Genomic DNA, 13,727 nt, shown 5'->3' on the forward strand with positions numbered 1-13,727 from the left:
GTTGCTTATTTGAATACTTCGGAGAACTTGGCTGCGGTCTCATCGCCATGATCGTTCATCCACTTCCAGTCAACAGACAGCAAGGGAATATCCTTCAGGTTCGTACGACCTTCAGCCTCGATGTCTTCACGACCAGGAATGAGGTGAGCCTTCGCAACCAGCTTCTGCGCATCTTCAGACAGCAGATAGTCGATGAATGCCTTCGCATTCTCTACATTTTGGCTTGTATTCAAGATAGCCGCCGGTCTTGGGCTGACAACGGTTCCTTCTGTCGGATAGACAATATCTACTGGCTCACCCTTGGCTTTGGCGGAATAGGTCATGTAGTCCACGCCTGCGGCAACCACACTTTTTGCCCCCGTAATTACCGGGTCCAGCGCCTCCTGATTGGCTCCAGCCATGGCAACACCGTTAGCCTTATACTTCTCGAACAAGGACCACCCTTCTTCGCCATTTACACTCAAGTAGCCTGTAATGAAGTCCAGCGCTGATCCAGATAGCGTTGGGTCAGGAATATTTACGGCATCCTTCCATTCAGCAAGCTCCAGATCGCTCCAGCTCTTGGGCGGAGTGGATACCAGGTTCGTATTGTACACAATACCCAGGGCCGAGGCACTGGTACTGAAATAATGTCCTTCAGCGTCGGACCATTCCTTGTTCAGCTTGTCACTATTCAGCGCTTCCGGATAAGGTAGCGTCAGTCCTTCAGCCTTCATGGATTGCATCGACGGCAGGGAAGCAAGGATGATCACATCTGCCACGGGATTGGCTTTCTCCGCTTCGAGTCTGGCCAGAATTTTACCTGTTGTTCCTTGGAACATCTCGACCTTGACCCCGGTCTTCTCCTCAAATCCGCTGATGAGATTATCCGCCAGTTTCTGTGGTCCGGCACTATACAGTACAAGCTTTCCGCCTAAGGTATCGGTCTTCTCTGTGCCTGCTTCCGAACTTGCTTGTGCAGCTTGTCCGCTAGTAGCAGGTTCAACTGCGGAGTTGCCGCTAGAGGCGTTGCCACATCCGAACAGGCTAATACTCATCAGGGATGCCAGCAGCAGCATCGTCCCTCTTTTACGTAAATTTGTCTTCATCATCTAATCACTCCTTCTTATTAGTTAGCCTAAGGCTATAAGCTCATTGCCGAGTTGTTGATCGACATTTTCAGCAGTACTACGGCCTTGCACCCAGCACACGGACTCTGGGGATACATACAAGGTAACTTGTTCGCCAACGGGTATTCGGTGCTGCGAGTAAGCTGTCCATTCCAAAAGTTCATTCACTTGAAGACGAATTTCATAGCGCTCACCGACATAGCTGATGTGCCGGACGGTAGCGGAGTAGCTCAGGTCATGGTCTGAGGTTCTATGCCACCGGGCTTGTTCCGGACGGAACATGGCTTTGTCTGGCTCGATCCAGTTGGACTTCCCGATAAAGGACGCAACAAACGGGTGGCTTGGCGCTTTGTAGATGGATTCCGGCGTTCCCCGTTGCAGCACTTCACCTTTACGCATAACGACAATGTTGTCCGACATCGACATGGCTTCGATCTGATCATGGGTGACATAAAGGGCTGTCAGGCCCATGTCCTTGACCAGGGACATCATCTCTACGCGCATTTCCTCACGTAGCACAGCATCGAGGGCGCTTAAGGGCTCATCAAACAGCACAAGTGCTGGACGAATGGCAACGGCTCTGGCAAAGGCCACTCGCTGCTGCTGTCCGCCAGATAACTGATGGGGATAACGATCCTCCATTCCCTGGAGCCGAACCATGGCCAAGGCTTCGGTAACTTTTTCCTTGAGGTTGTGGTGGAGCTTGGCCGCCTTCAAGCCGAAGGCGACATTCTCAAATACCGTCATATGCGGCCATAAGGCAAAATCCTGGAACACCATGCCGAACTTGCGCTTATGCGCAGGTACGTCAATGCGCTGGCTTGCCGAGTAGATACATGTTCCTGCTGAGTAAATCTCCCCGCCATCGGGCTGCTCTAGCCCGGAAATCATACGCAGGAGGGTGGTTTTGCCACAGCCGGACGGGCCCAGCAATGTCGTAAACTCGCCTTGCGCAAGCGTCAAATCTGTAGGTTGCAGCGCGGTCGTGCCTGCAAATGCTTTATGGACCCCTTTGATTTCGATTTCCATCCTGATCCCCGCCTGTCTTATTGAACTTTTCTCAGTGTAACGGCTGGGTTCAAGCTAAGTATTAGACTTATGTAAACGAGAAATTAACTTTTTGTTTGAATTCTGTTGATGTTCATAGAGTAAATCTATAGTGAGGTCCTATATAAAGGATAGATTGAGGAGAGTGACGACATGAACCTGATGAAATTGCGCATTGTTGAGTTGATGGATCGACATCATAATATGACCAGCGTGGCCGAGATACTTGGGATCAAGCAGCCAACGGTGACGTTCCATATGAAGTCTCTGGAGAAGGAGATGGAGGTCAAGCTGTTCGAGTCGCGTAACGGGAAGACCTTTCTCACTGAAGCCGGACAAGCTCTGTTGCATTATGCGATTAAAATGAATGCGCTGGCCAAAGAGTCCAAGCGAATTGTGAAGGAATACGACAATCTATATCGCGGCACCCTGCACATCGGAGCCAGTTATGTTCCGGCAACGTATCTGCTGCCTCGAATCCTGAATGCCTTCTCTCAGGAATTCCCCGGCATTCGTATCTCGTTGTCGGTCAAGCCTTCGCTCGTGATTCGGAACATGCTTGCCCGTCATCAGATCGACCTTGGAGTCACCTCGTCGGAGCTATTCTCCGACAAGAACTTGCTGGCCGAGCCTTTGTGCTCGGACGATCTGGTGCTTGTGTGTGCCCCCGATCATCCAATGGCAAAGGGTGAGGTGCTGGAGCCTGAGCAGATTGCTCGTACGCCATTTGCCTTACACGGAGCCGAATCAAGCACCCGGCAGTTGACGGACCAATGGGTGGAGCGGCATGGGCTGGAGCTGCGCAGCACGGTCGAATTGGATTCGCTGGAGGCGATCAAGCAGTTGGTATTACTCGGGTATCATGTAGCCTTTCTGTCACGTATGGCTGTGCGGAGGGAAATGGAGGAGGGATGGTTACACATTATTCCGATTCCGGGTCACCAGACCTCCCGGCATATCTATAGTGTACATAATGTGGACCGCTTGCCATCGGTTCAGGTTAGCCGCTTCTGTGAGGTATTAAGAGAGGCGGGTGCGCAGGCAGAGCTGGGGCAGAGGGAATGGTAACAACAAAAACTAGAGGTTGCCCTTCATAAAATCTATGGAAATTTGATGCATATTTCCCTTTCTTTTAACAGCGTGCTTGTACTTCTCCTTTAGAGTGAATTTGTATTCAATACACCAAAGGAGTGATGAATTGTGAAAGCTTGGAAACGCATCATGTTGGCAGCGGTGGTTGGCTTTACGACATGGGGAAGTATGTTTTCCGGTGCTGTACTGGAGCCTGTGTCCGCGGCACCTAATGCTGTCCCTTCGTACGAGGTGAAGTTTATTGCCAGTCCTGAAGCCGTCTTAACACCGGAGGGACAAGTGCAAGCGAGTGTCAGGGAGCAATTCAATCTCCCAGCAACCCCTGAGTTGATTGGCGTAGCTTATTATGACACGGATAGTCTTGCGCTGAATGAGGAAGGTTGGAATGTGCGGTTCCGTAAGAAGGAAGACAAGAGCAACTACGAGTTAACTTACAAGAAACGCTACCCGATTTTGAATGGAGATGTTGATGCTGCGCTGACTTTGGCTAATCAGGAAGGCTTCGATGCATCAGATGATAACTATGAAGCGGAAATAGATTGGGGTTACAGCAAGCAGACATTAAGCTTCTCGAACACGAAGAAGGAGAAGACGAAGGTGAGTGGTCCGGAGCTTCCCTCGGATGAGGAGATGCTGTCCCTTCTGCTTGATAAGCTGCCTGGCAAGCTGAACAAATGGTCCGCTCCCAATTGGGGAGAACAGGTATTGTCTCAATCTCGGGCCCATGGACCGTTGGTCTTTGAGCGTTATCGTGGAGAATGGGAAGGCCAGGAGCTTACCCTGGAAGTGTGGCCGATTCGGAATAGTACAGGCACAGGGATCGAAAACCTAGTGGAGATTTCTTTCAAAACCGATGATCATGACGTTGCGGCAGAACTTCGCCCTGAACTCATGAACGTCATGGAACTCGGGGGCTGGCTGCTTCCGATTGATGGCCTGAAGACGCAGACGATTCTGGAAAGATATTAAGCGAATGATATAAGAATGATACAAGCCTAAGAAAGCCCGGGAACTCCGATTATACGGAAATTCCCGGGCTTGTTTCTGTCCCGATAGCCTGTTTAGGCAGAGAAAGTTTGTTTTAACTCGCGAATAGCTTGATTCAGGTTCTCCAAATCGGGAGCGTAAAGCTCCTGGGTTTCTTTTTTGCTCAATCCCAGTGTTTGGGAGGTCGTCATCCCGATCCGATCCAGGTTAGGGCGTATGTCCAGAGCGGCCTGTCCGTTCACGTTAAGCCGGATATCCTGAAGCCCTGTAGGCTCCCATTTCAACTCCACAGCTCCGTTCCACGGTATGGCCAGCTTCTGCTTCTTGCGGAATAGCTTTTTGACATGAATGCGGATGTACTTATTCGTGAACAAGCATTTCTCGGTAGTAAGGAACGGAATTTCCCCAGGCTCAAGCTCCCCCTCAAAATCCTCCAGGTACATGTCAAAGTAAGAGGCGTCGCCACTCTGAGCGGATTCCGTGGGTGAGTAATAAAATACGGCATTCCCCTTCTTCTCCAGGAGGAAATAGTCGACCTTGTATTTGCGGAAGATGGGGAGAACGGTGCGTTCGTACAGGTCAATAGGGCCGGATTTCTTCACGTTCACGCTAGGATCATTCGAATATTGTCCTTCATAGGCTTGAATGAGCGCGCTCAGGTTGCTGCCCGGCCAAATTCCCGAAATCTCAAGCGGCTTCAATGGGCTTACAGCCAACTTATAGCACCCTTCAATATAATCATTGGCACCCAGGATGAAGCGGTCCTGGGCAGGTGTCATTAGCTGCTTGCCCAAGATGGCACTGAACAGGAAAGTCTGCCAGTTGCGGAATAGGCGCTCAGCCATAGAACCATATTTGTCGCACCATTGACCGGCTTCTTCCTCAGTCAGATAGCCACAGATGGCGCCGTCAGCGATAATTGAAATGGCCCGGGAGTAGTTGAAGGCAGCCCAAGACGTGCCGTCGGTATGATGCAGCCAGGCTTGATTATGACGAAATAATGCTTCTAATGCCTCCAGCGTGGCTTTGGCATCCTCGGTGAAATAAGCGGCCACGTTAGATACGAGTTCTTTCGTATATTCTTGCTTATGTTCGGAATCATTCAGCATTTGATTCGCCGGAGAGAAGCGGGAGAGATATGTATTTAATTTGGACTGTTCATTTAAGGCTTGTTCAACATCCTGCGGGCGAAGCTGACTGAATCTCTCCGGACTCTCCAGGAACAGGTCTATCAGAATTGCATAGAGGGGTCCTTCCCATACATTGCAGAGCATCAACTCGTCAATGGTCGCTTCAAGCTGGCTACGGTTGGTTATTCCATAGTTGCTTTCAAGTGCCTTTTTGGTCAGCGCTTTTGCCCCGGGAATGGTATGAGGATTGAAGGAGAGCAGCTTGGCGCTGAGCTTCTCCGGTGAGGGATGATCGCTGAAGAAGGTAGGCGCATAGCGGTACATGGCAGTGAGAATAACATATTGATTTTGCATAATTCGATCCTTTCCATAAATAATGATGTCCTGGTCTATATCGGTATATGTGAACGGTCTGATTACCTTCGGAAGCTGCAAAGCGCCCAAAAAGCCATAACCTCGGGCGTCTGTTGCCCCGAAATCATGGCTTTCTCTGATCTAGTTCTTTTCAATTTGAACTACTTGCTCGACTGCTCCAGCCACTGCAAAATGAATTGTCCCGCCAGGCTGTTGGCCCAGCCGAACCACTCGCGAGTGAACTGCTCGGGATGATCCGGATGGAAGCTCTCGTGCATCAGGCCGGTTCCGGCAGTAGTCGCCAGCAGTTGATCCAGCAAGTCAAGCTGCTCCTGCTTGTCGGTCGAGGTCAGGCCTTGCATAATGAGTCCAATATGCCAGACGTAACCCTCCGGCGTATGCGGGCTGCCTACCCCTGCGGCATGACGTCCCTTGTAGTAATAAGGGTTGTCTTCGCTAAGTACAAATTGCCGCGTACGTAAGTATTTAGGGTCGTCATAGCTGCAATAGCCCAGATAAGGCATGGACAGCAGACTTGGAACGTTAGCATCATCCATCAAATTATAATTGCCGTAGCCGTCGGTTTCATAGGCATAAATCGTGCCGTGGCGCGGGTGTTCCACCATTCCGTAGGTTTCGATACCGAAGGTAATCTCAGCTTCCAGCTTGCGTGCGCGTTCAGCCAGCTTGGCATCGGCATAGTACGTCTCGGCGAAGCTGGCCAAATGACGCAGAATCACCACTGCGAACATATTGGCAGGAATCAAGTAGCCAAACTTGCAGGCATCGTCGCTGGGACGGAAGCCCGACCATACCATACCTGTCACGTTCGTTCTTGTTCCTCGGCCTGCCATGGGCAGTGTATCCGATGGCAAGGTAATATCATCGCGCTCAAAGCTGTAAGGAGAGCGCTCATCGTGATATTGCTCAGTCTGCATCGTCCGCACGATGACGTTCAGCATCGCATGAACTTCTTCGGTGAATACGCTGGTATCGCCAGTCGCTTCAAAGTAATCCTGCAGCAGTTGCACGGGATAACAGAGCGAGTCCAGCTCGAATTTGCGTTCCCAGATCCACGGTCCCATCTCGGTGCGGTCCTGCTGGTGTCCGTGTCCGTTTCCCTCCCGATTGAAGGCGTTGGCGTAAGGGTCCAGCAGCAGGCAACGGGCCTGCCGCCAGATCAAGCCGCGAATCATCTCCGCCAGCTCCTGGTCCTCGTGAGCCAAGCGGATGTAAGGTCTTACCTGTGCCGACGAATCCCGCAGCCACATGGCCGGGATATCGCCGGTAATGACGAAGGTCGTTCCATCCTCCATACGTTCTACGGTTGTATCCAGAGTGTTGCTGTAGCCATTTTTGAATAACTCGGCCAGTTCAGGTTTGATCTGCTGCAATTCGGCAACGGTCTTCTCCACCTGACGCGTAATAGCGTTGAACATCGGTGTTCTCTCCTTTTGTCTTTACTCTAAGTGCTATATAAGTTGAACAAATGATTTAGGCAAAGAAGCAGACGAGAAAATGTTCTTACGATCGCTGTTGCTCATGGATTTCTCTAATTTAATAAATTCTTTATGAGGTAGAAATCCAATCCCAAAGGCGAACGCTCCGCTTCTTCAGAATCATTTTCTCTCTTGCTTGATATGCCTATCGTTTAGTTCAACTTATATATTTACCCCTTGACCGCGCCAGCGGCGATGCCTTTGACAATATGCTTCTGCATCAGAATGTAGAAAATGATAATCGGGATGGTGGATACCACAAACCCGGCCATGATCAGATTCCATTGTTGATTATAGCTGCCGTAGAAGTATTGCTGGGACAGCGGGATGGTCATCGGCTTGTGGTTGCCGTAGACGAGGAACGCGACCAGAAATTCGCCCCAGGCCCATAGTGCATTCAATACAGCTACGGTGGCGGTAATCGGCTTCATCAGCGGGAAGACCACCCGGAAGAACATCTGAATGCGGCTGCATCCGTCAATGGCGGCAGCTTCTTCAATCTCCTTGGACATCGTGGCAGCGTAGCTGCGGTACAAGAAGATCGGGACAGGCATACCGAGGGCAATGTAGATCAGGACTAGCCCCACAGGGGAACCCGTGAGCGAGAGCTGGCGGGCAATGACGATCAGGGCCACCATATAGACCTGGAAGGGTACGAACAAGGTGGTCATGAAGACGAGCATGATGCCGCTGGAGAATTTACTCTTCCAACGGGCCAGCGCATACCCTGCCAGCGATGAGACCACAACGGTCAGGGTGGTGGTAGCAGCCACCACGATCAGGCTGAACCACAGGGAAGACAGAAAATCATTGTTGGTAAAGATCATAATATAGTTATCGAAATTGAGCTTCTCCGGTAGTCCGATGGTCGAGACCATGATCTCCGGCTTGGTCTTGAAGGAATTCAGGACCACGATGACGATAGGCGCGAAGAAGAGAATCGCCAGTAGCCATACCAGCGCGTACAGTCCAACTTTACGCCATCCTTGTTTCTTGCTCTCGCCGGCAGTTTTCATCATATTTTCTCCTCCCGGGATTTCATCAGTCTGGTCAGAATCAAGGTAATACCGGCAATCAGAAGGAAGAAGATGGTCGATTGCGCTGTTGCAAGCCCGGTTTGGTTGGCACTAAATGCCGTATTGTATATTTTCAGCACCATAGTCATCGAAGAGCCAGCCGGACCACCAGAGGTCATGGTGAACGGCAATTCGAATATTTTGATATGAGCTGCGGTTGACAAGATCAAACACATCACGATAATCGGCGAGATGAGCGGCAGCTTAATCTTGAATAGGATGTCCGAGGTACGGGCTCCGTCAATTTTAGCAGCTTCCATCAGGTCTTCGGATATGCCTTGCAGCGCTGCCAGATAAATGATCATGTAATAACCGGCTACGTTCCATACCGCCGTAACGGCCAGCGCATAGATAACAATGTCGGGGTTGCCCAGAATCGAAGCCTGCCACGAGGCTGGCAATTGCAGCGCGGCGAACAGGTCCGGCAAGGCATCGCTATACACAAACGACCATACATAACCTACCACCAGCAAGCTCATCACGTTCGGAATGAAGAAGATAGAACGCAGGAAGCTTCTGGCACGAATCTTCGTATCCAGCAACAAGGCCAGAATGAGGGATACCACATTGCCGAGAATAACGGCAGTGATGGTGAATTTCAGCGTTGCGCTAATCGTATCGATGAAGCTTCTATCCTTGAAAGCAGCGATATAGTTGTCCAAGCCGATGAACTTGTAGTTGGGTCTCATGCCGTAAGCGTCCGTGAAGGACAAGGCTAGACTTTGTACTACGGGGATGATGAAAAAGATAGTAAACAGCAATAAGGCGGGCAGCAATATGAGAAAGTAAAACATATTTGGGCCTTTTAGCTTCATCAGTATCATTCCTTTTGCCACTGGGAGTTATTTGTGCGTGGCTTAAAGCTGAATGCCCCGGGGGAGGGGAAGAACGAAGCTGGTCCGTCCCCCGGAAGGCATCCGCGCAAACATGGTGTTGTTGTAATTTTATTGTCCGGAAGCTTCAACTTCCTTGGCTCTGTCCCATGCAGCATCCAAATCTTTGGCTAACGTATCCCAGTCCGTTCTATCCAGCATGTACTTGGAGAAATCCTCCCACAGCTTGTCGGTAAAGACGGAACGCAGTACACGGTCACCATACGGAGTGAATTGACCACTGGAGATGTATTGGTTGATATCAGCGGCGATTGGATCATAATCTACATTAACGCCATTGACGGTGGAAGACACTTTTACATTTTCAGACCAGATTTGGCCTGCTTCTTGCGAAGCTACGAACTCCAGGAATTTCTTGGCGGCATCCGCGTTCTTGCTATCTTTCATGATGGACAAGGAAGTGTCCGGGAATACCAGCAGCTTGGATTCATCAGGGTTGTCCGAAATCGGGAAGGCCATCAGACCGATATCCGCATCAGGTCCCACTTGACGAATAGGCTCCAGCGCCCATGAACCGTTGCCATAGAAAGCGGCTTTGCCTTGAGCGAGCATAGCGTTGGCATCGTCGTAGCCGATGTTGAAGGAACCATTAACATCACTGTATCCGTATACATAATCCTTATGCAGATCAAATGCCAGCTTCCAGCTTTCGTCGGTTGCGATGCTTACGCTTCCGGCGTCACGTTCTGTCGACCAGTTCGGATTGCGTCCGAAGACGGTCTCGGAGAACAAGGCGATCAGTGGCATATAAGCTACGGACAGGTCCTTAGAGCCTGTAGCGAAGGCAGGAATGCCTTTGGCTTTCAAAGCCTCAACCACTTGCTTCATTTCAGTCAAGGTAGTTGGTACTTCCAGGTTGTTATCAGCAAGTACAGTCTTGTTGTAATAGAAACCAATATATCCATTATCGATAGGCATCGCATATACTTGGTCATTATAAATGGCGTTGGCAGCTTGAATACTCTCGGTGTTAAGATTGCTAAGGTAGCTATCGCCCTTCAGATCGAGCAGATAGTCGGTATCGATTTCTTTCATCCAGGTTACGAGGTCCGGCATTTCGTCGGAAGCGGCTCTGGCACGCAACGTCGTCTTCAGTTGATCGGCGTTCATCGTTTGAATCTCGACTTTGATGTTGGTGTTTGCGCTTTCAAATCGCTTGATAATCTCTGCGAATGCTGCTTGGCTTGCTTGTTCTTGCTTCAAAGACAGAAATTCAAGCTTGACGTTCTCATTGCTGGGTGTGCCCTGATTATTGCCTGGTTCAGCAGCGTTGTTGCTGTTGCCTCCACATGCAGTTAACACTGTGACGGTCAGCATAACTACAACGAGTGCAGATAACCATTTCTTCATGATGCGATTCCTCCCTTTTTATGAGCAAAGCATATATGTGAGTTGCGGGCTACGCTCGGCCGATACGCTGGCCCGCAAAATACACCGTGATAATCAACTTCTTAGCTGTAAAGAGGTCCTAATTGCGAGCAGGCACGATAGTCCATGCCCACCGAGCTATTCTCCAGGCCAAAGGCTTTCCAATAGCTTGGTCTGAACAACCGCTCTTCCGGCACATTGTGCATGTTGACCGGAATACGCAACATGGCGGCAAGGGTAATCAGGTCGCTGCCGATATGCCCGTAGGTGAATACGCCATGATTGGCGCCCCAGTTATCCATAACAGCGTACACATCGCGGAAAGCTCCGCTTCCTGTGAGGTTAGGAACGAACCAGGCGGTAGGCCAGGATGGATCGGTACGTTCATCCAGCAGTTCGTGTACATGCTCCGGCAGGTCCACAGTATGACCTTCGGCAATTTGCAGCACTGGACCTAATCCGGCAACCAGGTTGATCCGGTAGAAGGTCATCGGCATGCCACCCTTGGTCAGCACGCGACTGGAGAATCCACCGCCACGGAAATATCCTTGATGGGCAGCGTGCCAGGTGGTTGCTTGCAAGCTGCGTTCTACTTCTTCCTCGGTGATGTCCCAGTGTGGCTTCATGGCTGGCTGGCCATCGATTTGTTGTTCGCCGGAGCTGTCCAGCGCCACCGAGCCCGAATTCTTCAGATGAATGACGCCGCCAGCAGCTAAGCCTTCAAGCTCATATCCGGCGACCCGCTTCACAGCTTCCGGGCTCCAATAGGTCCGGACATCCACGAAGGCCTGTGCGGTATGGGTCAATAAATTCCCCAGCAGCATGGAAGCACCATTCAGGCTGTCATTCTCAGTAGCCATAACATAAGGAGCGCGGCGGCCGTTCCAGTCGAACGAGCTGTTCAGAATCGCCTCGGAGAAGTCGCCATTTGGCATATAGTCGTTCCAGTGACGTTGCCCTTGGAACCCTGCGGCAATGGCTTCATGTCCCAGTGCTTCTTCCGTGAAGCCCGCTTCCGCCAGCTTCGAATTGCCTACCATCAGATCCCGCATAATCAAAGTCATCTTCACCACAAACGCCCATACGTCATCCTTACGTTCGCGGGAGAATTGAGTTGCTTCTTCGTTGTAATCGGTGCCTTCCAGACAATGCTGGCGGGTCCAAGCCAGAGCGCGTTCAAATTCTTCTTGATCGAAGATTCCCAGTTGAATACGGCGGTTGATCTCACTCATATCCACGTATTCATTACGCATGCCCAGGTACTGCTGGAAGAAGGGCTCATTGACGATGGAGCCGGCGATTCCCATGCTGACGGAACCGATGGCTAGATAAGATTTGCCCCGCATTTGGGCAACAGCCATGGCCGAGCGAGCGAATTGTAACAGCTTGGCTTGTACATCCTCGGGAATGCTGTCGTCATCCTTGTCTTGCACATCGCGGCCGTAAATGCCGAAGGCAGGCAGGCCCTTCTGGTTATGAGCGGCAAGTGCTGCGGCCAGATACACTGCACCGGAGCGCTCGGAGCCGTTGAATCCCCAGATCGCCTTCGGGCGATGCGGGTCCATGTCGATGGTTTCACTGCCGTAGGCCCACGCTGGGGTTACCGAGATGGTAGCGCCTACATTTTCGAGCCGGAACTGCTCGTCCGCTTGGCGGGCCTCCTTGATGCTACTGATGCAGGTAGAGGCGATGACGCACTCTACGGGGGAACCGTCGCTGTAGTGAAGCTGCTCACTCAGCAGCCGGGCCACCGCTTGAGCCATTGAGATTGTTTGCGGTTCAAGCACTTCTCTGACGTTGCCGATTCGGGCGTCAACGACCGGTCTGATACCGATCCGAATTCTGTTATCCATCAATGATGTCTCCTTGCTGTCGTTAGGTCAGCATCCAAATATAACGCACGGTTATATTTGGAGCTTCAATCTAGGTTTATGGAAGATATGATCAAACACCAAGTAACAGCCGCCTAACGCATACTCATGTTCCAGTAATTGACCAGGCACGATGCTTAGCCGATTAAAGTGTTCCTTCAATAATTCACTGGCCGTGTCTTGCAAGGACTTAAGCAAAATCGAATCCTCCAGGTTAGGACAACCGCCAATCACAAAGTTAGGTATTTCAAAGATGCGTGCCAGATTCACCAGCGCAAGTCCCAGGTAATGCCCGGCTTCTTGTAGCAGGGAGGAGGCAAGCTCATCTCCTTCTTGGCCCAACTGAACCAAATTCTCCAACCGAAGCGGGAACGGCTCAGATGAAGCGGTATTTCCTCTGCCCTCATGGTAACGGCGAATCAGATTGAGTTCACTGGCAAATACGTTTAAGCTGCCCTTGGGACCACCAAGCCCTTCCGGTCCGCTGACATCCAGGATCATTTGACCGATGAAGCCTGCGTTGCCATTCTCTCCACCATAAATCCCGTTCTTCATGAAGATCGCACTACCTATGCCTGAGCGTAGCCCAATATAGATGAAGTCCTGATTCTCGGCAGATAGATAGAAGCGCTGTTCTACCAATCCCATCAAATGAACATCGTTGCGTACATACACCGGCAGATCAAGACGATCTTCCAGAATGGACTTGATGTCCACGTTATGCCAATCATTAATCCGTTCAATGAAGATGGATAAGCCGTTATTCTTGTCCACTACACCGGACATCCCGATGCCGATACCCTCAATCTTCAGCCGATCTACGCCGGATTCTTCAATCAACCGGGCGATTTCATCGGATAGGCGATCGGTGATGTATTGCACCGAGCTATCGAGCGGATAATGATATTGGTGCGCGGCCAGAACTTCGCCATTGGAGTTGGCCATCGTAATCCGCACCTGCGGGAATTCAAAGTCAACCCCGATGCCGTAGTATGCATCTGAATTAATAGCGAGCAATGCCGCTGCTCTGCCCCCGGTGGACTCGGCAAGTCCGCCCTTGATAATGATATGGTCGTCGGTTAATTCCTTGACCGAATTAATAACCGTAGGCCGGCTCAAGTTCGTCTTCTTCACAATATCCTCAACGGTGATTGGCTGGTAGCTGGATATACATTGCAAGACCAAATACTTATTAGCTTCTTTTAAAATTTTGGAATTATTCTTTCCCAATCCGTTTCACCCTTTGCAAAAATAATACGCCCTCTTAATTATAAGCAAATCTACCTTCTTCTTAATAGAGC

The 13,727-nt window shown here is 50.7% G+C and carries 11 protein-coding genes; 2 read left to right on the plus strand and 9 right to left on the minus strand.

Going from position 1 to position 13,727, the window contains the following annotated elements; all coding sequences use genetic code 11:
• Nucleotides 1-5: 5 nt before the first annotated feature.
• Entirely contained in the window at nt 6-1,088 is a 1,083-nt protein-coding gene (locus tag BN3279_RS02920; protein WP_089153421.1) for an ABC transporter substrate-binding protein, read from the minus strand.
• Between the two features lie 24 nt (nt 1,089-1,112).
• Nucleotides 1,113-2,138 (minus strand): ABC transporter ATP-binding protein, encoded by a 1,026-nt coding sequence (locus BN3279_RS02925; RefSeq protein WP_059049157.1) that lies wholly within the window; start codon nt 2,136-2,138, stop codon nt 1,113-1,115.
• 171 nt (nt 2,139-2,309) lie between these two features.
• Between BN3279_RS02925 and BN3279_RS02930 the strand changes: the two genes are divergently transcribed.
• Together BN3279_RS02930 and BN3279_RS02935 are read left to right on the plus strand one after the other, a co-directional pair.
• The gene (locus tag BN3279_RS02930) at nt 2,310-3,224 is read left to right on the plus strand and encodes a LysR family transcriptional regulator (protein WP_059049158.1); all 915 of its coding nucleotides are present in this window, start codon (nt 2,310-2,312) and stop codon (nt 3,222-3,224) included.
• Between the two features lie 132 nt (nt 3,225-3,356).
• The gene (locus tag BN3279_RS02935; RefSeq protein ID WP_089153419.1) at nt 3,357-4,217 is read left to right on the plus strand and encodes a hypothetical protein; all 861 of its coding nucleotides are present in this window, start codon (nt 3,357-3,359) and stop codon (nt 4,215-4,217) included.
• A 92-nt stretch (nt 4,218-4,309) separates the two neighbouring features.
• On the opposite strand, the gene BN3279_RS02940 is transcribed toward BN3279_RS02935, so the two are convergent.
• The 7 genes from BN3279_RS02940 to BN3279_RS02970 all read right to left on the minus strand — a co-directional run bounded on the left by BN3279_RS02940 (nt 4,310) and on the right by BN3279_RS02970 (nt 13,656).
• Nucleotides 4,310-5,800, minus strand: coding sequence for a DUF1266 domain-containing protein (locus tag BN3279_RS02940; RefSeq protein ID WP_148466800.1), 1,491 nt, complete (start codon nt 5,798-5,800; stop codon nt 4,310-4,312).
• Between the two features lie 80 nt (nt 5,801-5,880).
• Entirely contained in the window at nt 5,881-7,158 is a 1,278-nt protein-coding gene (locus BN3279_RS02945; protein WP_059049160.1) for a glycoside hydrolase family 125 protein, read from the minus strand.
• A 230-nt stretch (nt 7,159-7,388) separates the two neighbouring features.
• Entirely contained in the window at nt 7,389-8,237 is an 849-nt protein-coding gene (locus tag BN3279_RS02950) for a carbohydrate ABC transporter permease (RefSeq protein ID WP_059049161.1), read from the minus strand.
• The gene (locus BN3279_RS02955) at nt 8,234-9,109 is read right to left on the minus strand and encodes a carbohydrate ABC transporter permease (RefSeq protein ID WP_059049162.1); all 876 of its coding nucleotides are present in this window, start codon (nt 9,107-9,109) and stop codon (nt 8,234-8,236) included. The genes BN3279_RS02950 and BN3279_RS02955 overlap by 4 nt, the downstream gene beginning before the upstream one ends.
• Before the next feature lie 129 nt (nt 9,110-9,238).
• Nucleotides 9,239-10,537: an ABC transporter substrate-binding protein gene (locus BN3279_RS02960; protein ID WP_059049163.1), complete on the minus strand. Its 1,299-nt coding sequence runs from the start codon at nt 10,535-10,537 to the stop codon at nt 9,239-9,241.
• Between the two features lie 101 nt (nt 10,538-10,638).
• Nucleotides 10,639-12,408 carry an L-fucose isomerase gene (locus BN3279_RS02965; protein ID WP_059049164.1) on the minus strand — a complete coding sequence of 590 codons (1,770 nt, stop codon included), beginning with the start codon at nt 12,406-12,408 and terminating at the stop codon, nt 10,639-10,641.
• Nucleotides 12,409-12,459: 51 nt separating this feature from the next.
• The gene (locus BN3279_RS02970; RefSeq protein WP_059049165.1) at nt 12,460-13,656 is read right to left on the minus strand and encodes an ROK family transcriptional regulator; all 1,197 of its coding nucleotides are present in this window, start codon (nt 13,654-13,656) and stop codon (nt 12,460-12,462) included.
• Nucleotides 13,657-13,727 lie beyond the last annotated feature (71 nt).

It is taken from the genome of Paenibacillus senegalimassiliensis (assembly GCF_001486585.1).
GTDB lineage: Bacteria > Bacillota > Bacilli > Paenibacillales > Paenibacillaceae > Fontibacillus > Fontibacillus senegalimassiliensis.